General features: G+C 70.7%; 17 protein-coding genes and 1 tRNA gene. 11 read left to right on the forward strand and 7 right to left on the reverse strand.

Translation table 11 applies throughout. The annotated features are described in order from the left end of the window. Positions 1–120: 120 nt before the first annotated feature. From ACZ6RC_RS19950 to ACZ6RC_RS19975, 6 genes are all read left to right on the forward strand, one after another. On the forward strand, positions 121–888 hold the full coding sequence (locus tag ACZ6RC_RS19950; RefSeq protein WP_391140021.1) for a DUF881 domain-containing protein: 768 nt from the start codon (positions 121–123) through the stop codon (positions 886–888). A gap of 37 nt (positions 889–925) precedes the next feature. Beyond that, entirely contained in the window at positions 926–1,615 is a 690-nt protein-coding gene (locus ACZ6RC_RS19955; RefSeq protein ID WP_469585734.1) for a class E sortase, read from the forward strand. Positions 1,616–1,732: 117 nt separating this feature from the next. Beyond that, the gene (locus tag ACZ6RC_RS19960) at positions 1,733–1,903 is read left to right on the forward strand and encodes a hypothetical protein (protein WP_391140472.1); all 171 of its coding nucleotides are present in this window, start codon (positions 1,733–1,735) and stop codon (positions 1,901–1,903) included. Then, the gene (locus tag ACZ6RC_RS19965) at positions 1,900–2,538 is read left to right on the forward strand and encodes an aminodeoxychorismate/anthranilate synthase component II (protein ID WP_391140022.1); all 639 of its coding nucleotides are present in this window, start codon (positions 1,900–1,902) and stop codon (positions 2,536–2,538) included. The genes ACZ6RC_RS19960 and ACZ6RC_RS19965 overlap by 4 nt, the downstream gene beginning before the upstream one ends. Then, positions 2,535–3,833: a class E sortase gene (locus ACZ6RC_RS19970; RefSeq protein ID WP_469584920.1), complete on the forward strand. Its 1,299-nt coding sequence runs from the start codon at positions 2,535–2,537 to the stop codon at positions 3,831–3,833. The genes ACZ6RC_RS19965 and ACZ6RC_RS19970 overlap by 4 nt, the downstream gene beginning before the upstream one ends. A 29-nt stretch (positions 3,834–3,862) precedes the next feature. Continuing rightward, complete coding sequence (locus tag ACZ6RC_RS19975; protein WP_469584924.1) at positions 3,863–4,540, forward strand: class E sortase; 678 nt, start codon at positions 3,863–3,865, stop codon at positions 4,538–4,540. Positions 4,541–4,643: 103 nt separating this feature from the next. Here ACZ6RC_RS19975 and pknB read toward each other — a convergent pair whose 3' ends face one another. From pknB to ACZ6RC_RS20005, 6 genes are all read right to left on the reverse strand, one after another. Next, complete coding sequence (pknB, locus tag ACZ6RC_RS19980) at positions 4,644–6,608, reverse strand: Stk1 family PASTA domain-containing Ser/Thr kinase (protein WP_391140025.1); 1,965 nt, start codon at positions 6,606–6,608, stop codon at positions 4,644–4,646. A 153-nt stretch (positions 6,609–6,761) separates the two neighbouring features. Beyond that, complete coding sequence (locus ACZ6RC_RS19985; protein WP_453616012.1) at positions 6,762–8,228, reverse strand: peptidoglycan D,D-transpeptidase FtsI family protein; 1,467 nt, start codon at positions 8,226–8,228, stop codon at positions 6,762–6,764. Further along, positions 8,225–9,634, reverse strand: coding sequence for an FtsW/RodA/SpoVE family cell cycle protein (locus tag ACZ6RC_RS19990; RefSeq protein WP_469584928.1), 1,410 nt, complete (start codon positions 9,632–9,634; stop codon positions 8,225–8,227). Before ACZ6RC_RS19990 ends, ACZ6RC_RS19985 begins: the two co-directional genes overlap by 4 nt. 27 nt (positions 9,635–9,661) lie before the next feature. Beyond that, positions 9,662–11,143 carry a Stp1/IreP family PP2C-type Ser/Thr phosphatase gene (locus ACZ6RC_RS19995; protein ID WP_391140028.1) on the reverse strand — a complete coding sequence of 494 codons (1,482 nt, stop codon included), beginning with the start codon at positions 11,141–11,143 and terminating at the stop codon, positions 9,662–9,664. A 173-nt stretch (positions 11,144–11,316) separates the two neighbouring features. Beyond that, the gene (locus ACZ6RC_RS20000; protein WP_391140029.1) at positions 11,317–11,838 is read right to left on the reverse strand and encodes an FHA domain-containing protein FhaB/FipA; all 522 of its coding nucleotides are present in this window, start codon (positions 11,836–11,838) and stop codon (positions 11,317–11,319) included. A 10-nt stretch (positions 11,839–11,848) separates the two neighbouring features. Further along, positions 11,849–12,685: an FhaA domain-containing protein gene (locus tag ACZ6RC_RS20005; protein ID WP_391140030.1), complete on the reverse strand. Its 837-nt coding sequence runs from the start codon at positions 12,683–12,685 to the stop codon at positions 11,849–11,851. A gap of 476 nt (positions 12,686–13,161) precedes the next feature. Between ACZ6RC_RS20005 and ACZ6RC_RS20010 the strand changes: the two genes are divergently transcribed. The 3 genes from ACZ6RC_RS20010 to ACZ6RC_RS20020 all read left to right on the forward strand — a co-directional run bounded on the left by ACZ6RC_RS20010 (position 13,162) and on the right by ACZ6RC_RS20020 (position 15,947). Continuing rightward, positions 13,162–13,248 (forward strand) — tRNA-Leu (locus ACZ6RC_RS20010). A gap of 299 nt (positions 13,249–13,547) precedes the next feature. Further along, a complete protein-coding gene (locus ACZ6RC_RS20015; protein WP_469585737.1) occupies positions 13,548–15,248 on the forward strand; it encodes a sensor histidine kinase in 1,701 nt (566 codons plus the stop codon). A gap of 39 nt (positions 15,249–15,287) precedes the next feature. Continuing rightward, a complete protein-coding gene (locus tag ACZ6RC_RS20020) occupies positions 15,288–15,947 on the forward strand; it encodes a response regulator transcription factor (RefSeq protein WP_469584936.1) in 660 nt (219 codons plus the stop codon). Positions 15,948–16,006: 59 nt separating this feature from the next. Here the strand turns inward: ACZ6RC_RS20020 and ACZ6RC_RS20025 are convergent, their stop codons facing one another. Then, positions 16,007–16,462 carry a MarR family winged helix-turn-helix transcriptional regulator gene (locus ACZ6RC_RS20025; protein WP_469584939.1) on the reverse strand — a complete coding sequence of 152 codons (456 nt, stop codon included), beginning with the start codon at positions 16,460–16,462 and terminating at the stop codon, positions 16,007–16,009. A 223-nt stretch (positions 16,463–16,685) separates the two neighbouring features. Between ACZ6RC_RS20025 and ACZ6RC_RS20030 the strand changes: the two genes are divergently transcribed. Together ACZ6RC_RS20030 and ACZ6RC_RS20035 are read left to right on the forward strand one after the other, a co-directional pair. Then, positions 16,686–17,663: a hypothetical protein gene (locus ACZ6RC_RS20030; RefSeq protein ID WP_469585740.1), complete on the forward strand. Its 978-nt coding sequence runs from the start codon at positions 16,686–16,688 to the stop codon at positions 17,661–17,663. 147 nt (positions 17,664–17,810) lie between these two features. After that, the gene (locus tag ACZ6RC_RS20035; RefSeq protein WP_469584942.1) at positions 17,811–19,259 is read left to right on the forward strand and encodes a DUF2252 domain-containing protein; all 1,449 of its coding nucleotides are present in this window, start codon (positions 17,811–17,813) and stop codon (positions 19,257–19,259) included. Positions 19,260–19,279 lie beyond the last annotated feature (20 nt).

Here is a 19,279-nt window from a genome sequence, read left to right on the forward strand (position 1 = left end):
CGCTGCGTGACCGCGCAGGGAACTGTGGCTGGCGCCGGGATGTGACGTAGGAGGACCACTGCGTCCCCCGGGCGTCCGTTAGCGTAGTGCTTCCGCGGCGCCGAAGGGGATCAGGGTACGTTGAGCAATTCCGCCGACTCTCCCACCGGGCCGGGCCGATCATCCCAGTGGCGGCCCGTCCGGGTCCTCACCGCTGCCGTTTTCGCCCTCGCCGGTCTGATCTTCGTCACCAGTTTCAACACCGCCAAGGGCACCAACATCCGCACGGACGCCTCCCTGCTGAGGCTCTCCGACCTGATCGAGGAACGCAGCCACAAGAACGCCGGCCTCGACGAGTCGACCGCCGCCGTGCGCCGCCAGGTCGACGCCCTCGCCGCCCGCGACGACGGCTCCACCAAGGCCGAGGACGCCAGGCTGCGCGCCCTCGAGGCGGCCGCCGGGACCACCGAGACCTCCGGCCCCGGACTGACCGTCACCCTCAATGATGCCCCGCCGAACGCCCAGGCGGCCCCCGGCTACCCCGATCCCCAGGCCAACGACCTCGTCATCCACCAGCAGGACCTCCAGGCCGTCGTCAACGCCCTGTGGAAGGGCGGCGCCAAGGGGATCAAGGTCATGGACCAGCGCCTCATCTCGACCAGCGCCGTCCGCTGCGTCGGCAACACCCTGATCCTCCAGGGCCGGGTCTACTCCCCGCCGTACAAGATCACCGCTGTGGGTGACCGGGACGCCCTGAACAAGGCGCTCACCGACTCCCCGGCCATCCAGAACTACCAGCTCTACGTGAAGGCCTACGGCCTCGGCTGGAAAGTGGACGAGCACCGGGCGATGACTCTCCCCGGCTACTCCGGCACAGTGGACCTCCACTACGCGAAGCCGGTGAGCTGACCGACCACGAGCCGACCGCAGGGAGGGCCGGGTGGGGCTGTCCGTACGACTGGTCGTGAGAACCCTCAGCGAGCTGTGCGTCACCGCCGGGACGGTGATCCTGCTCTTCGTCGTCCACGTGCTGTTCTGGACCGGCGTCAAGGCCCACGGCGACACGGCCGACCAGGTCGAGCTCCTCCAGCGCGCCTGGGTGGACCAGCCCCTCCCGGCCGCCCCCGACACCGGCCCGGGCACCCCGGCACCGCCCGCCCCCCGGCCCTACACCGCCGGCCAGGGCCTCGCCGTCATGTACATCCCCCGCTTCGGCGAGAAGTGGGAGTGGCCCGTCCTGGAGGGCACCGCCACCGCCACCCTGAAGAAGGGCCTCGGCCACTACGCCTCCACCGCCCGCCTCGGCGAGACCGGAAACTTCGCCGTGGCCGGCCACCGCCGCACCTACGGAGATCCGTTCAAGGACGTCCCCCGGCTGCGTCCGGGTGACCCGGTCGTCCTCACCGACGGCACGACCTGGTTCACGTACCGCGTCGCCCGCGCACCCCACCGGACCGTGCCGACCGACACCCGCGTGATCGACCCGGTGCCCCGCGCGTCCGGCTTCGACGGCCCCGGCCGCTATCTCACCCTCACCACCTGCGAGCCGGAGTGGGGCAGCAGCCACCGCCTGATCGTCTGGGCGCACCTGGACGCCACCCAGCCCGTGACGCGGGGCAGGCCGCCCGTGCTGTGACGCACGCCGGACCGGCCCGGCCCCCGACGCAGCCGGACGAGCCACCCGCTTTGCACGGCTGACCCCTCGCGGGGGCCATCGCCCCGTACTCTGGTCTCCTGACGGACGGAAGGGGCAGTGGACGGCATGTACGGCTGGATCTGGCGGCATCTGCCGGGCAACGCGTGGGTGCGGGGGATCCTCTCCCTCGTGCTGGCCCTCGCGGTCGTCTACGCCCTCTTCCAGTATGTGTTCCCCTGGGCGGAGCCTCTGCTTCCGTTCAACGATGTGACGGTGGACGGCCAGTGAGCGCGCGGATTCTCGTCGTCGACAACTACGACAGCTTCGTCTTCAACCTCGTCCAGTACCTCTACCAGCTCGGCGCCGAGTGCGAAGTGGTGCGCAACGACGAGGTCGCCCTGGGCCACGCCCAGGACGGCTTCGACGGCGTCCTGCTCTCCCCCGGCCCCGGCGCGCCCGAACAGGCCGGGGTCTGCGTCGACATGGTCCGCCACTGCGCCCGGACCGGGGTGCCCGTCTTCGGCGTCTGCCTGGGCATGCAGTCGATGGCCGTGGCGTACGGCGGCGTCGTCGACCGCGCCCCGGAGCTGCTGCACGGCAAGACCTCCCTCGTCCACCACGCGGGCGGCGGCGTCTTCACCGGCCTGCCCTCGCCGTTCACCGCGACCCGGTACCACTCGCTCGCCGCCGAGCCCGCCCGCCTGCCGGCCGAGCTGGAGGTCACCGCCCGGACCGACGACGGCATCATCATGGGCCTGCGCCACCGCGAACGGGACGTCGAGGGCGTGCAGTTCCACCCCGAGTCGGTGCTCACCGAGCACGGCCACCTGATGCTCGCCAACTGGCTGGAGCGGTGCGGCGACAAGGGGGCGGTCGGCCGGTCGGCGGGGCTCGCGCCGGTGGTGGGCAAGGCCGTCGCGTGACGACGGGGTCGCCGTGGTTCCGGGTGACGAACCCGCAGGAGCCGGAACACGGGCCCGAACCCGTCCCCGTACCCCCGCAGCAGTACGCACCGGGGCCCGGCGCGCCGGGCCATCCCCCGTACGACCCGCTGAGTGACCCGCTGAGCGATCCGCTGGGCGACCCGATATCCGCGCCCCGGTACGACGAGACGGCTTACCAGGCCTCCTACGGGACGACGGCGTACGCCCCCGCCCAGGAGCCCCAGCCGCCCCACGCGTCCCAGGAGACCCCCTTCCAGGGCCCGTACGAGGCCACTCCGTACGAGGCTCCCCGAAGCGCGCCGCAGCAGCCGTACGAAACGCCGTACGAAACGCCCTACGAGGCGTCCTACGAGACCCCGGCCGCATCGGCGTACGAGACCTACGGCGAGACGATGGCCCTGCCGTCCGTCGACGCCGATCCGGAACCCGCCCCGGCAGAGCCCGCGCCCGCCCCCGACCCGGGCCCCGGGCGCGCCGAGCGCCGGCGCGCCGCCAAGGGCAAGGGCAAGGGGAGACGCGGGGCGGCCCCCGCTCCGGCCGCCACCACCGCGCCCACCGCCCCCCTCTCGCGCGTCGAGGCCCGACGGGCGGCCCGCGCCCGCAAGGAGAGCGTCGGCGTCGTCGCCAGCCGCGTGGTCGGCGAGCTCTTCATCACCTTCGGCGTCGTCATGCTGCTCTTCGTCACCTACCAGCTGTGGTGGACGAACGTCCGCGCCGGACAGCAGACCGACCGGGCCAAGGAACAGATCGAGGACGCCTGGACGAAGGGCCGCGCCCCGGAGGCCTTCGAACCCGGCCAGGGCTTCGCCATCATGTACATCCCCAAGCTGGACGTGGTCGTCCCCATCGCCGAGGGCATCGACAAGCCCAAGGTCCTGGACCGGGGCATGGTCGGCCACTACGCCGAGGGCAGCCTGAAGACGGCGATGCCCTCCGCCAAGCAGGGCAACTTCGCCGTCGCCGGGCACCGCAACACCCACGGCGAGCCGTTCCGCTACATCAACCAGCTGAACCCGGGCGACCCGATCGTCGTCGAGACCCAGGACGCGTACTACACGTACGAGATGGCGAGCATCCTGCCGCAGACCTCGCCGTCGAACGTCGCCGTCATCGATCCCGTGCCCCAGGGATCGGGCTTCACCGGCCCCGGCCGGTACATCACGCTGACCACCTGCACCCCCGAATTCACCAGTACGTACCGCATGATCGTGTGGGGCAAGATGGTCGAGGAACGCCCGCGCAGCAAGGGGAAACCGGACGCGCTCGTAGGCTGAGACCCCATTCCTCCAGACGGGACGACGTAGTGGCAGCACGTGCGCGCAGCAGGATCGCCGGAATCATCAGCCTCTTCGGTGAACTCCTCATCACCGCCGGTCTGGTGCTCGGCCTCTTCGTCGTCTACTCGCTGTGGTGGACCAACGTCCTCGCCGACCGCGCCGCCGACCAGGACGGCGAGCAGGTCCGCGACCGCTGGGCCGGCGGCCCCGGCGCCCTCGACACCAAGGACGGCATCGGCTTCCTGCACGTACCGGCCATGGGCGACGGCGAGATACTGGTCAAGCAGGGCACCGACAGCGCCACCCTGAACAACGGCGTCGCCGGCTACTACACCGACCCGGTCACGTCCGCCCTCCCGCAGGACAAGCAGGGCAACTTCTCGCTCGCCGCGCACCGCGACGGGCACGGCGCGAAGTTCCACAACATCCACAAGTTGAGGAACGGCGACTCGATCGTCTTCGAGTCCCAGGACACCTGGTTCGTCTACAAGGTCTACAAGACCCTGCCGGAGACGACGAAGTACAACGTGGACGTCATCCAGCCGGTCCCCGAGGAGTCGGGGAAGAAGAAGCCGGGCCGCTACATCACGCTGACGACGTGCACCCCGATGTACACCTCGGACTACCGCTACATCGTCTGGGGCGAACTGGAGCGCACGGAGAAGGTGGACCGGGACCGCACCCCGCCGGCGGAACTGCGCTGACACCGGCCCGGCGACGACACACGAAGGCCCCGGCATCCTCCTCGGATGCCGGGGCCTCTCGCGTGTACCGGCCGGCGCGTGGCGCGCCGGCCGGGTTTGGTTCCTAGTCGAAGAAGCCGTTGCCGTCGTTGCCGCCCGTCGTGAAGACGGTGATCGTCTGGCCCGCGGTGACCTGGCTGCCCTCCGGCGGGTTGGTGCCGAGGACCACCGCGTTGTCCTTGTCGGAGCCCTGCGGCGCCACGACCAGACCCAGCGCCTCCAGCTGCTGCTTCACTTCCTGGTACTTCTTGCCCGCCAGACCGCCCGGGATCGTGGCCGGCTGCGGCTGCTGCGGGCCCTTGGAGACCTTCAGCGTGATCTGGACGTCCTTGGCCTGGTCCGTGTTCGCCTGCGGGGTCTGCTCGATGACCGTGCCCGCGGGCTGGTCCGAGTCCACGTCCTGGCGGGCGATGTTGGTGAACCCGAGGGTGGTGAGCTGCTGGACGGCGGCGTCGTACGACTTCGTCGTGACGTCGGGCAGCGGCGTCTGCTTCTTCTTCGCCACCGTGATCGTCACTTCGGTGTTCTGCTCCGCCTTCGAGCCACCGGTCGGGTTCTGGCTCAGGACCCGGCCCGGCTCCTCGTCGGACTCCTCCTTCACGACCTTCACCTGGAAGCCCTTGGCGCGCAGCTGTTCCTCCGCGCTCTCCTGGGACTTCTCGGTGACGTCCGGCACCTCGATCTGCGGGGCGCCCTCGGAGACCACGACCGAGATCGTCTCGTTGACGGCCATCTTCGCCGTGCCGTCGGCCGCCGGGGTCTGCCGGCAGATCGTCCCCTTCGGCTGGTCGCAGCGCTCGGAGCCGGACTGCGCCACCTTCACCTGGGCGTTGGTCGCGAGGACCTCCGCCTCCTGCAGCGTCTTGCCGACGAACTGGGGCACGGCCACCTGGTCCGTGCCCTCCTTGCCGTCGAACACGGAAGCGCCGATGAGGATCGCGCCGACCAGGACCAGGATGCCGGCGAGGATCAGCAGGATCGTCGAGGTGCTCGACTTCTTCTGCCGGCCGCGCCGGGCCGGGCGGTCGTCGTAGCCGTAGCCGCCGTTGTCCGGGTTCACCGGAGGCAGCATGGACGTCTGCCCCGCGTCGGTCTGCCGCAGCGCCGCCGTCGGCTGGTCGTCCGGCGGATAGCCGCCGTAACCCCCGCCGTACGCCGCCCCGCCGAGACCCGCGGCCGCGGCGACCGGCTGACCGTCGAGGCAGGCCTCGATGTCGGCACGCATCTCATCGGCGGACTGGTAGCGGTAGTCCGGGTCCTTGACCAGCGCCTTCAGGACGATGGCGTCCATCGAGGGCGTGATCTCGGGGTCGAAGTTGCTCGGCGGCTGCGGCTCCTCGCGTACGTGCTGGTACGCGACCGCGACCGGGGAGTCGCCCACGAACGGCGGCCGGACGGTCAGCAGCTCGTACAGCAGGCAGCCGGTGGAGTACAGGTCGGAGCGGGCGTCGACCTGCTCGCCCTTGGCCTGCTCCGGGGAGAGGTACTGGGCGGTGCCGATGACCGCGGCGGTCTGCGTCATGGTCATGCCGGCGTCGCCCATGGCGCGCGCGATGCCGAAGTCCATGACCTTGACCTGGCCGGTGCGCGTCAGCATGACGTTCGCCGGCTTGATGTCACGGTGCACGATGCCGGCGCGGTGCGAGTACTCCAGCGCCTGGAGGATGCCGACGGTCATCTCGAGGGTGCGCTCGGGCAGCAGCTTGCGCCCCGAGTGCAGCAGCTCACGCAGGGTCGAACCGTCGACGTACTCCATCACGATGTACGGGATGGAGACACCGTCGACGTAGTCCTCGCCGGTGTCGTACACCGCGACGATCGCCGGGTGGTTGAGCGAGGCGGCGGACTGGGCCTCACGGCGGAACCGGGCCTGGAAGGACGGGTCACGGGCGAGGTCGGCCCGCAGCGTCTTCACGGCGACGGTGCGGCCGAGCCGGGTGTCGTGGGCGAGGTAGACCTCGGCCATGCCACCACGGCCGAGCACCGAGCCCAGCTCGTACCGGCCGCCGAGGCGACGCGGCTCTTCCATAGCTAATCCAGCCCTCTCCGTCTGTCCCGACCGCACCCGTGTGTGGTCCGGCGGTGTGCTGTTCGCGCATACGCTACCGGCCGCGGGGAAGGCGTTCGCCCGCGACCGGCACCTGATACCTGACCGGTATCCGGCCGGAACCCGGCCCCATGGTCAGCTTCCGGTCTTCAGTACCGCCTTCATCACGGCCTTGGCGATCGGGGCGGCGAGCCCGCCACCGCTGATGTCCTCGCGGGAGGTGCCCTCGGAGTCCTCGACGATGACGGCGACGGCCACGGGGGAGCCCTGGTCGGTCTTGGCGTAGGAGATGAACCAGGCGTAGGGCCGCTTGGCGTTCTTCTCTCCGTGCTGGGCCGTGCCCGTCTTGCCACCGACCTTGACGCCGTCCATGTTCAGGTCGGCGTTGCCGCCGGTGCCGTTCTCGACGACGTTCTCCATCATCGTCTGGATCAGCTGGGCGTTCTCCGGCGAGACCGGGCGGCTCATCTCCTCCGGGTCGTTCTGCTTGAGCACGTCGAGGTTGGGCGCCACCAGCTTGTCGATCATGTACGGCTTCATGAGCTTGCCGTCGTTGGCGATCGCGGCGGTGACCATCGCCATCTGGAGCGGGGTCGTCGCGGTGTTGAACTGGCCGATGGAGGAGAGCGCGTTGCCGCCGCGGTCCATCTGCTTGTCGTAGACGGAGGCGGCCGAGCGGACGGGGGTGAACTGCTCGGCGTTGAAGCCGAACTTCTCCGCCGTCTCGACCATCTTGTCGCGGCCGACCTGGTCACCGAGCTTGGCGAAGACCGAGTTGCAGGAGACTTCCAGCGCGCGGTTCAGGCTGGCGTTCTCGCAGCCGTTCGCATGGTTCTTCATGTTGGTCGAGGACAGCGGGATCCTGTACGGCTCCGGGGTGTCCGTCGGCGCGTTGATGTCCTTGACCGCGCCGTTCTCCAGCGCCGCGGCCGCCGTGACCACCTTGAAGACGGAGCCCGGGGGGTAGATCTCGCGCAGCGCGCGGTTCAGCTTCGGCTTGTTCTTGTTCTTCTCGAGCGCGACCCAGGCCTTCTCGTCCTTGCCGGAGTAGCCGGCGAACGTCGAGGGGTCGTACGAGGGGGTGGACGCCATCGCCAGGATCTTGCCGGTCTTGGGCTCTATGGCGACGACGGCGCCGGTCTTCTTGCCGAGCCCCTCGAAGGCGGCCTTCTGGGCGGCGCCGCTCAGCGTCGTGACGACGTTGCCGCCCTTCTTCTTGTCGCCGGTGAACATCGACAGCGTGCGGTCGAAGAAGAGCCGGTCGTCGTTGCCGGTGAGGATGCCGTCCTCGATCTTCTCGATCTGGTTGGCGTCGTAGGCCTGCGAGGCGTACCCCGTCACCGGCGCCCACATCGGGCCGTCGGTGTAGGTCCGCTTGAACCGGTAGTACGGATCCTGGGAGTCGACCGAGCCCGTGATCGGCTTGCCGTCCACGATGATGTTGCCGCGCTCGTTGGCGTACCGCTCGATCTGCACCCGCTTGTTGCGCGGGTGCGTGTTGAGTTCGTCGGCGCGGACGTACTGGATCCAGTTGTCCCGGATCAGCAGGGCGAGGACCAGCAGGCCGCAGAAGATCGCGACCCGGCGCAGGGGCTTGTTCACGGACGGACCACCTGGGTCATCTCGGCGTCGGGGGACGGGGCGGGGGCGGGCGCCGGGCGGCGCGCGGTGTCGCTGATCCGGATCAGGATCCCGATCAGGGCCCAGTTGGCGATCACGGAGGAACCGCCGTACGCGAGGAACGGCATGGTCATACCGGTCAGCGGGATGAGGCCCATCACACCGCCGGCGACGACGAAGATCTGCAGGGCGAACGCGCCCGACAGGCCCATGGCGAGCAGCTTGCCGAACGGGTCGCGGGCCGCGAGGGAGGTGCGGACACCACGCTCGATGATCAGGCCGTAGAGGAGGAGGAAGGCCATGACGCCGGTCAGTCCGAGCTCCTCGCCGACGGTGGCGAAGATGAAGTCGGAGTTCGCGGCGAAGCCGATCAGGTCGGAGTTGCCCTGGCCGAGGCCGGTGCCGAGGATGCCGCCGGAGCCGAAGGACATCAGCACCTCCGACATCTGGTCACAGGCGGCGACCTCCGAGGCGCAGCCGAAGGGGTCCGCCCACGCGTCCACACGGGCCTGGACGTGGCCGGCGAAGGAGGCCACGCCGACCGCACCCGCGACGGACATCAGCAGACCCATGACGATCCAGCTGGTCCGCTCCGTCGCCACGTACAGCATGATCACGAACATGCCGAAGAACAGCAGCGACGTACCGAGGTCGTTCTCGAAGACCAGGATGAGGAGGCTGACGGCCCAGATCGTCACGATCGGGCCCAGGTCACGGCCACGGGGCAGGTACAGCCCCATGAAACGGCGGCTCGCCAGCGCCAGCGCGTCGCGTTTCACCATCAGATAGCCGGAGAAGAACACCGCTAGGACGATCTTGGCGAACTCGCCGGGCTGGATCGAGAAACCGCCGACGCGGATCCAGATCTTCGCGCCGAAGACGTCCGCGCCGAGACCCGGCACCAGCGGCAGCAGCAACAGGATGAGCGCCGCGACCATCGAGATGTACGTGTACCGCTGCAGGACCCGGTGGTCCTTCAGGACCAGCAGCACACCCACGAACATCGCGATGGCGATCGCCGAGTACATCATCTGGTTCGGCGCGTCCGGGCTGAAGGTCTTGTACCGGGCGATGATCCGCGGCGACTGGTCCAGCCGCCAGATCAGCACCAGGCCGAGGCCGTTGAGCAGCGTGGCCAACGGCAGCAGCAGCGGGTCGGCGTACGGGGCGAACTTCCGCACCACGAGATGCGCGACGCTCGCGAGCAGACCGAGACCGAGGCCGTAACCGAGCATGCCGGAGGGCACCTCGCCGTCGATCGCCAGACCGACGTTGAGGTACGCGAACACCGGGATGACGACGGCGAACGCGAGCAGCGCCAGCTCGGTGTTACGACGGCTCGGTGCCTCGATCGCGCCGATCGTGGTCGTGTTGGTGACAACGCTCATGGTGGTGAAAGGCCCCCCTACGGGTGCTTACTGCTTGCCGCAGTTCGAGGCCAGCTTCTGCTCGTCCTCCGAGAGGGTGGGGCCCGGGGAGGGAGCGGCTGTGGTGGGCTTGGTGTCGGGCGCGGCGGCGCCGTCCGCGGGCGGCTTGCTCGCCTGGTCCGCGGCCTTGTCCGCGGCCTGGCGGCGCTGCTCCGCCTTCTTGCAGGCGGTGGCCTGGAGGGACAGCTCCTGGATCTTCGTCTGCGCCTTGCCGAGGCTGCCCCCGGCGATCGTCTCCTCGACCTGCTTCCGCTGGTACGGCGGCAGGTACTTGAGTTCGATCTCGGGGTGGTCCTTCTCGACCTCCGAGAGCGAGACCCAGGCCAGATCCTGGCTGATGCCCTGGTACAGGGCGACGTGCTCGTCCTTGGAGCCGACGTAGTACTGCGTCTGCGTCCAGCGCCAGCCGCCGTACGCGCCGCCGCCGATCACGGCGAGCGCCAGGACCAGGAGGAAGCTCCGCTTCAGCCACTTGCGGCCGGTGCGCGGCTTGTCGAAGTCCTCGTCGCTGTAGGCCCCGAAGGAGCCCTGCGGCGGCATCCCGCCGTAGCCGTGGTCGTCACCGCTGCCGGGCGGGCCGAAGCCGCCCGCGGGCGGCTGCTGGTGCCCGCCGGCCCGGCCGAGCCCGGAGGCACGGCCGGCGGGGGTCTGCATCGCCCCACCGTCGTTCAGCTGGGCCTGGTTCTCCGCGACCGCGCCGACGATCACGGGGGTGTCGCTGAGCTGCCCGGCGAGGGTGTCGCCGCCGTCGACGTCGAGGACGTCGGCGACGATCACCGTGATGTTGTCGGGGCCGCCGCCGCGCAGCGCGAGCTGGATCAGCTCCTGCACGGTCTCCTGCGGGCCCTGGTAGCTGGCGAGGGTGTCCTCCATCGTCTGGTGGGACACGACCCCGGACAGCCCGTCGGAGCAGATCAGATAGCGGTCGCCGGCCCGGACCTCACGGATCGACAGATCCGGTTCGACGTGGTCGCCGCTGCCCAGCGCGCGCATCAGCAGGGAGCGCTGCGGGTGGGTGGTGGCCTCTTCCTCGGTGATCCGGCCCTCGTCGACGAGGCGCTGCACCCAGGTGTGGTCCTGGGTGATCTGCGTCAGCACCCCGTCGCGCAGCAGGTACGCGCGGGAGTCGCCGACGTGCACCAGGCCGAGGCGCTGGCCCGTCCACAGCAGGGCGGTGAGCGTGGTGCCCATGCCCTCCAGCTGGGGGTCCTCCTCGACCATCATCCGCAGCTGGTCGTTGGCCCGCTGCACGGCGGCGCCGAGCGAGGTGAGGATGTCCGAGCTGGGGACGTCGTCGTCGAGGGTGACGAGGGTGGAGATCACCTCGGAGGAGGCGACCTCACCGGCGGCCTGGCCGCCCATGCCGTCGGCGATCGCGAGGAGCCGGGGCCCGGCGTAACCGGAGTCCTCGTTGCCCTCGCGGATCATGCCCTTGTGCGACCCGGCGGCGAAGCGCAGTGACAGACTCATGCGCACCTGCCCTGTCGACGCCGCCTCGGGGTACAGCCGGTCTCGAGCCACACTGCCCACCCTCCGGTCGGGAGCCCGTGCCGGTACGCGGCCCGGACCTGCCGGTCCGCGCCGTCCGTCGTGGGGACCGCCTCGGCCCGCTCGCTCCGCTCGCACTCATACATGACGTAGCACTACTTCCGCAGCTCGATGACGGTCTTGCCGATGCGGATCGGCGCGCCCAGCGGAATCGGTGTGGCGGTGGTGAGTCGGGTCCGGTCGAGATACGTGCCGTTGGTGGACCCGAGGTCCTCGACGATCCACTGGCCGTCCCGGTCCGGGTAGATCCTGGCATGCCGGCTGGAGGCGTAGTCGTCGTCCAGCACGATCGTGGAGTCGTGGGCCCGGCCCAGCGTGATGGTCTGCCCCTGGAGGGCGACCGTCGTGCCGGTGAGGGTGCCCTCGGAGACGACCAGCTTCGTCGGGGCGCCACGGCGCTGGCGGCCGCCGCCCCCGCTCTGCTGGCCGCGCTGCTGGGGCGGCGCGGCCCCTTGGCGCGCGTTCTGCTGCGGCCGGGCGTCCTGGCGCCGCGAACCGCGCTGCGTGACACGTGTGCCGAACAGATCGCTGCGGATGACCTGGACGGCCACGATGACGAACAGCCACAGAACGGCCAGGAAACCCAACCGCATGACCGTCAGGGTCAGCTCTGACATTGCCCCCGCTTCACCCTTCGGCTTGCCGGTAAACGATGGTGGTGCTGCCCACGACGATCCGCGAGCCGTCGCGGAGCGTAGCGCGGGTGGTGTGCTGCCCGTCCACCACGATGCCGTTGGTGGACCCGAGATCCTGGATCGTCGAGGGCGTTCCGGTCCGGATCTCGCAGTGCCGGCGGGAGACGCCGGGATCGTCGATCCTCACGTCCGCGTCGGTGCTGCGGCCAAGGACCAGGGTCGGGCGGGAGATCTGGTGGCGGGTGCCGTTGATCTCGATCCAGCGGCGCGCGGGGGCGCCGGAGGAAGGCATGGGGCCGGGCGCACCGGCGGCGGGACGGCCTGCGGGCGCGGGGCGCTGCGGGCCGCCCGGCGGCGGGGCCGCGGGCATCGGAGGGGCACCGGCCGGAGGGTAGCCGTACCCGGGGGCGCGGCCCTGCGCCGCGCCGCCGGCCGGCGGCTGCGACTGTGACGAACTCGATGCCAGGGTGCGGCTGCGCACCCGGTACAGACCGGTGTCGAGGTCGTCCGCCTTCTCCAGATGGACCTTGATCGGGCCCATGAAGGTGTAGCGCTGCTGCTTGGCGTAGTCCCGGACCAAGCCGGACAGCTCGTCGCCGAGCTGGCCCGAGTAGGGGCTGAGACGCTCGTAGTCGGGCGTGCTCAGCTCCACGATGAAGTCGTTGGGGACGACCGTCCGCTCGCGGTTCCAGATCGTCGCGTTGTTGTCGCACTCACGCTGGAGAGCGCCCGCGATCTCGACGGGCTGGACCTCGGACTTGAACACCTTGGCGAAGGTGCCGTTGACCAGGCCTTCGAGTCGCTGCTCGAAACGCTTCATGACTCCCATGGGGCACCTCCTCCGTCGTTGTCGTCCTGGTACTGCTTACTGATCGTATCCACGCGTCGGGAAATCGGCTGGTTCCCCTTCTCTGCCCTGTGGACGAGTGTCACCTCTCACACGGATCGTAGAGGCGGCCTGTGGACAGTGTCCCGCACCCGGCGGGTGTACAGGGAGAGCGGGGCGAAGCGGCGGGGCCGTCGAGGGGCGGTCCGTCCCGTTCCTCCCCTTCGCGGCGTCTCTCGACTCCTCGGGGCTTATCGGTCCGGTCCTCGGTTCGCCGCCGCCTCGGTCGCCGTCCTTTCGTCGCTCACCCCGGCCTCCTCCCCCTTCCCCGCGGCCTTCTCCCGCTTCCCTGTCTGTCCCTGTTCGCTGGACGGGCGGCCGAAACAACGGATGTGAATCCACGGTCTGCGCCGTGCTAATCTTCAGATGTCGCCAGGCGCTCGCACTGACAAGGTGCGGGACCGGGAGACACACCCAATGCGCGGGTGGCGGAATAGGCAGACGCGCTGGATTCAGGTTCCAGTGCCCGAAAGGGCGTGGGGGTTCAACTCCCCCCTCGCGCACCAGACGGAAGCCCCGTAGGTCATCGACCTACGGGGCTTCCGCGTTTGTGCTGCGCGTTATATACGTCACACCCGGCATGCGGGCGCGGGGTTGGCCGCGGTGCCGGGCACCAACCGGGCGGGCGCGGTCCGGGCGCGGGCCGGGCGGACGCTCTGCCGCGGGTGCGACGTTCGTCGTGCGTGGGGGAGACGAAAGAGAGCCGCGTGTGGTGCCGGGTACTGCCTAGGGTGCGAGCGTGGACGCGTCTTCGAAGATCAGATCGGCGATCGCCGCCGGGCGGCGGTGGTTCGCGCCGCCCGGCATGTGGTCGCGGCGCAGGACCGCCGGCGAGACGGTGCTCGCCGTGGTCATGGCGCTGCTGGCCGCCGGGACCGAGGAGTTGCTCGGCGGGGAGGGATGGCAGCTCGCCGGGGTCGCCCTGGCCGCCGCCGTGCTGTCGCTGCTGAGGCGCCGGCTTCCCGCCAGCGTCCTCATTGTCACCGGAGCACTCGCGCCGCTCCTCCCCGGCTTCCTGGTGCTGTTGATCCTCGTCGGCTGGTCGGCGGGCCGCCGTATCGCCGGCGCCGGACGGGCCCTCGTGGCGTACAGCGCCGCCTACGTCCTGAACATCGCGACCACCCTCCTGGAGTCCTGGGACCTGCACCGGGCGTTGACCCTGGTCTTCCTCTCCACGCTGTACTACCTGGCGACGACGCTCGCCCCCGGCCTCGCCAACCGGTACTGGACCCAGCGCCGGACCCTCCTGCACGCCCTGCAGGAACGCAACGCCCAACTGCTGCGGGAACGGGTCATGGTGGCCAGTCAGGCCCGGCTGCGGGAACGGCAGCGGATCGCCCAGGACATGCACGACAGCCTCGGCCACCAGCTGGCGCTGATCTCCGTCCACACCGGCGCCCTGGAAGTGGACCGCGAACTGACCGACCGGCAGCGCCAGGCCGTCGGCGTGCTCCGGAACGCCTCCGTAACCGCGATGCACGAGCTGCGCGAGGTCGTCGGCATCCTCCGCGACGGCATCGAGGCCCCGGAAACCGGGCCGGGGGCGCACCCACCCGCACCCGCGCTCGCGCCCGCCCGGGCCGGTGACGAGACCGGGCGGGCGGCCCGGGGCACCGCCGGAATCGAAGGGCTGGTGGAGGCGGCACGCGCCGCGGGGAACCAGGTCGAGCTGCGGCGGGTCGGGGGACACCAACCGCTGCCGCCCGCCGCCGACCACGCCGCGTACCGGATCGTCCAGGAGGCGCTGACCAACGCCTACAAGCACGCCCCGGGCGCCCTCATAGGCGTCGAGCTGCGGTACGAACCCGACTCCTTCGTCGTGGAGATCGTCAACGAAGCGGCCGCGGCCCCGCCGGGGGACGTCGTCAGCGGCGGACAGGGCCTGACCGGGCTGCACGAGCGGGCCCGGCTGGTCGGCGGCATGGTCCACGCCGGCCCGGTGGACAGCGGCGGCTTCCGGGTCGCCGGAGTCCTGCCCTACGGCGGTGGGGAAGCAACGCCTTTGGTCGATGTCGCCGACGACTTCCGGCAGCAGTCGGCGGCACCCGTGTTCGACGACGGTGGACCGGTCGCGGTCGGACCGGCCGACTGGACGTTCACGGAGCGGGAGCTGGCGATGGCGTTGCGCGGGGGCAGGAGCAAGACGAACGGCGTCGCGCTGGGGTGCGGGATCGCCGCCGCGGCGCTGGTGCTGCTGATGGTGGCCGCGGGCTTCGGGCTCTACTTCCTGGTGGGATCGATGCAGGAGGGGATGATCGACCCCGGCCAGTACGACGCGGTGAAGGTCGGCACGGCCGAGAAGGAGGTGCGCGACGTCCTTCCCTCCGGCGACACCATCACCACCGCGGGGCTGGCCGGCCACGGGCCCGCCGAGCCCGAGGGGGCCTCGTGTCTGGTCCTGATGTCCTCGGAGATAGGCGACGACTTCGAGACGGAGCCGGTTTTCCGGTTCTGCTTCAAGGACGGCAAGCTGATCGAGAAACAGTCCTACGAGGTCAAGCGGTAGCGCTGGCCGCGCCGTACCGGTAGCCGTTGGGGAGTAGCTGTGGCAAGGCAGCGCATCAGGGTCGTGATCGCCGATGACGAGCCGCTGATCAGGGCGGGGATCCGGATGATCCTCACCTCGGATCCGGAGATCGAGGTGGTCGCGGAGGCCGCCGACGGCCGGGAAGCGGTCGAGGCGACCCGGTCGCACGCCGCCGACGTGGTGCTGCTCGACATCCAAATGCCGGTGCTCGACGGACTCTCCGCCCTGCCCGAGCTGCGCAGGACGGCCCCCTCGGCGCGGGTGATCGTCCTGACGACCTTCGGCGAGCGGGAGAACGTACTGCGGGCCCTGGAACACGGGGGTGCCGGGTTCCTCCTCAAGGACACCGCACCCGCCGAACTGATCCGGGCGGTGCGGGCCGCAGCGGCCGGGGACGCCTATCTCTCCCCGGCCGCCACCCGGCACGTGGTCGAGCGGCTGGCCTCCGGGCGGGAGGCGGCGCGGGCGGAGGAGGCCAGGGGCCGGGTCGCGGCCCTGAGCGAGCGGGAGCGGGACGTGCTGGCGCTGCTCGGCGAGGGACTGTCCAACGCGGACGCGGGACGGCGCCTGCACATGAGCGAGGCCACGGTGAAAACGTACGTGAGCCGGATCCTGGCCAAGCTGGGTTGCGAGAACCGGGTCCAGGCGGCGCTGCTCGCCCGGGACGCCGCGCTGTAGACGGGGGCCGCGACCGGGACAGGGCTGCGGGGTGGGGGTTCGGCCGTCGTCGCCGACGATCAGCGGAGGGGGTCGGGGAAGCCGGCCGTACCCGCGGCGTTGTAGCGGAGGAGGTACCCGGCGAACCGGGCGAGATCCTCGGCGGACCACTCCCTGAGGCGTTCCTGGTAGGCGGCGAGACGGTTCGCCTGTGTGGAGGAGAGAAGGTCCGAGCCGGCCTCCGTCGGGTGCAGCACCTGCACCCGGTGGTCGTCCGGATCGGGGCGGCGCTCGACCAGGCCCATCTTCTCCAGCCCGGCCACCTGCCGGCTGACCGTCGACTTGTCCAGCAGATAGTGCGCGGCGAGGTCCGTGGCCCGGCAGCCCCGCTGATCGACGATATGGGCGAGCAGCGTGTAGGAGACGAGCGGCAGCTCGGGGTGGAGCCGGGCCGCCGCGGCCCGCGCCCGCCGGGCGAAAGCCGTCAGCTCCCGCTGGATGGTGTCGACGGAGTTCTCGCGGTCGCCGTCGGTCATGGCGCTCCTCGGTCGCGGGGCCAGGGGCCGGAGTGCTGCGCGGCAGGGCCGGAATTTTCCCGGGCTCGTCCACGCGGACGTATCAGTTGTATAGTACAACGGTTGCTTAGTTGTAAAAGCCAACCATGGAGGTACGTACGTGACCGCCCGGCCCACCCCCACCGGAACCACGCCCCCGGGTGCGCTGCGGCACACCCTCGGGCACCTGCTCACCCCGCTCCTCATGTGCATCGGCATGGGACTCGCCTACCTCGGCGCCTTCCACGCCCCCCAACCCCACGACCTGCACGTCGACATCGTCGGCTCCGGCCCCACCACTCAGGTCCTCGCCCAGACCCTCCACGACAAGGCCGACGGCGCCCTCGACATCAGCACCCTCGCCGACCGCGACACCGCCGTCTCCGCCCTCCGCGACCAGACCAGCTTCGGCGCCTACATCCCCGGCCCGCGCCCCGAACTCCTCGTCGCCTCCGCCTCCTCCGACACCAGCGCCATGGCGGTCGAGAAGGTCTTCACCAAGGTCGCCGCCCAGCAGGGCTCCCCGCTCCCCGTCACCGACGTCGCCCCCGTCTCCGTCGGCGACCCCACCGGCCAGGGCATCTTCTTCCTGCTGGTCGCCCTCAGCATCGGCTCCTACGCCTCCGTCGCCGTGATCGGCGGCGCCGGAGCGGTCCTGCCCATGCGGATCCGGGCCCTCCTCGCCGCCGGCATGTCCCTTGCCGTCAGCCTCATCGGCACCCTCTTCGCCGGACCGGTGTTCCACCTCGTCGACCACGGCCTCGGCGGCCTGTGGGCCATGTCCTGGCTGTACTCGGCAGGCATCCTGCTGATCGGCGTCGGACTCCACACCTTCCTGCGCCGCTGGACCACCCTCGGCGTGATGGTGCTGTTCGTGATGCTCAACTTCACCAGCTCCGGCGGCATCTACCGGCCCGAACTCCAGCCCGGCTTCTTCGCCTCCCTGCACTCCTTCTGGAACGGCGCAGGCTTCGTCGAAGGCGCCCGCAGCCACGTCTACTTCGACGGCAACGCCCTCGGCGGACACCTCCTGACCCTCACGCTGTGGCTCCTCGCCGGAATCGCCCTCACCACCCTCGCCGCCCGCACCGAAGCCAAGCGCCGCCCACACCCGGCCCCCCACACGGAGAAGGAAACGGAAGCCGAAACCGAGGCCGAGATGGAAGAAGCCGTAGGCGTCTAGACATCCCCCGTCCGAGGGGCCCGGCCGTCCACACCGCGACGGTTGTCCACAGGGGCAGACGGCCCGAACAGCCCGGCGGTACCGTCGTCCCCAGTTGATGTCGGACACATCGCACCGAACGAGTGCGAGGTCGGGGGAGGATGTTCCATGAGCGAGATCCGGACAGCCGTACCAGGAGACCGGGATCCCGGAGACGGACGCATCCCCCACGTCCCCGGCTTCGCGCGGCGCACCGCCACCGGCACGACGGACTCCCCCAAGAAAAACGGCAAGGAACTCCGCCGGCAGGTCCCGCGCTCCGCACACAAGGAGCTCTCCCTCCCCTCGGGACGACCCGACGCCGTCCGCGCCGTGGAGGAGTCGAGCCGCGACCGGGTCCCGGAACTCGCGCCGATACGCGTCGGCCGCATGACCGCCGGCCCCTTCGCCTTCCTCCGCGGCTCCGCAGGACTCATGGCCCACGACCTCGTCGGCTCCCCCGTCACCGGCATCGCCGCCCAGATCTGCGGCGACGCCCACGCGGCCAACTTCGGTCTCTACGGCGACGCCCGCGGCGGCCTCGTCATCGACCTCAACGACTTCGACGAAACCGTCGTAGGCCCCTGGGAATGGGACCTCAAGCGGCTGGCCACCTCCCTCGTCCTCGCCGGACGGGAGGTGGGCGCCGACGAGGACATCTGCCGCGCCGCCGCCTTCGACACCGCCGGCGCCTACCGCCGCACCATGCGGCTCCTGGCCCGGCTCCCCGCCCTCGACGCCTGGAACGCCATCGCCGACGAGGAACTCGTCTCCCACACCGACGCCCGCGACCTGATCGGCACCCTCGAACGGGTGTCGGAGAAAGCCCGCAACAACACCAGCGCCCGATTCGCCGCCCGGTCCACCGAGGCCGTCACCGACGCGGAAGGCGGCGGCCGCCGCTTCGTCGACGCCCCACCCGTGCTCCGCAGGGTCTCCGACGCGGAGGCGGCCGCCGTCGCCGCCTCCCTCGGCCCCTACCTCGACACCATCTCGGAAGACCGCCGGCCGCTCCTCGCCCGCCACGCCGTCCACGACGTCGCGTTCCGAGTCGTCGGCACCGGCAGCGTCGGCACCCGCTCCTACGTCGTGCTCCTCCTCGACCACCGGGGAGAACCGCTCGTCCTCCAGGTGAAGGAGGCACGGGCCTCAGCCCTGCTCCCCCACCTCCCGGACGTCGGCTTCACCGCCCAGGAACCGGGGCACGAAGGGCGGCGCGTGGTGCTCGGACAGAAACGCATGCAGGTCGTCAGCGACAACCTGCTCGGCTGGACCACCGTGCAGGGGCGCCCCTTCCAGGTGCGCCAGTTCCGCAACCGCAAGGGCAGCGTCGACCCGGCCGCCCTCACCGCCGACCAGCTCGACGACTACGGCCGCATGACCGGCGCCCTCCTGGCCCGCGCCCACGCCCACAGCGCGGACCCACGGCTGATAGCCGGCTACTGCGGCAAGAACGAGGAGCTCGACGAGGCGATAGCCGCCTTCGCCGTGGCGTACGCCGACCGCACCACGGCCGACCACGCCGACCTGGTGACGGCGGTCCGCGACGGCCGCATCGCGGCCGAACAGGGCGTCTGACAGCCCTGCCCACCGCCACG

This window comes from Streptomyces sp. NPDC048353 (genome assembly GCF_055587165.1).

Coding starts and splice junctions, on each gene's coding strand:
- pknB (WP_391140025.1), bottom strand. CDS start 6,608: ATGGAAGAGCCGCGTCGCCTCGGCGGCCGGTACGAGCTGGGCTCGGTG.
- ACZ6RC_RS19990 (WP_469584928.1), bottom strand. CDS start 9,634: ATGAGCGTTGTCACCAACACGACCACGATCGGCGCGATCGAGGCACCG.
- ACZ6RC_RS19995 (WP_391140028.1), bottom strand. CDS start 11,143: ATGAGTCTGTCACTGCGCTTCGCCGCCGGGTCGCACAAGGGCATGATC.
- ACZ6RC_RS20000 (WP_391140029.1), bottom strand. CDS start 11,838: ATGTCAGAGCTGACCCTGACGGTCATGCGGTTGGGTTTCCTGGCCGTT.
- ACZ6RC_RS20005 (WP_391140030.1), bottom strand. CDS start 12,685: ATGGGAGTCATGAAGCGTTTCGAGCAGCGACTCGAAGGCCTGGTCAAC.
- ACZ6RC_RS20015 (WP_469585737.1), top strand. CDS start 13,548: ATGTGGTCGCGGCGCAGGACCGCCGGCGAGACGGTGCTCGCCGTGGTC.
- ACZ6RC_RS20025 (WP_469584939.1), bottom strand. CDS start 16,462: ATGACCGACGGCGACCGCGAGAACTCCGTCGACACCATCCAGCGGGAG.
- ACZ6RC_RS20030 (WP_469585740.1), top strand. CDS start 16,686: ATGTGCATCGGCATGGGACTCGCCTACCTCGGCGCCTTCCACGCCCCC.
- ACZ6RC_RS20035 (WP_469584942.1), top strand. CDS start 17,811: ATGAGCGAGATCCGGACAGCCGTACCAGGAGACCGGGATCCCGGAGAC.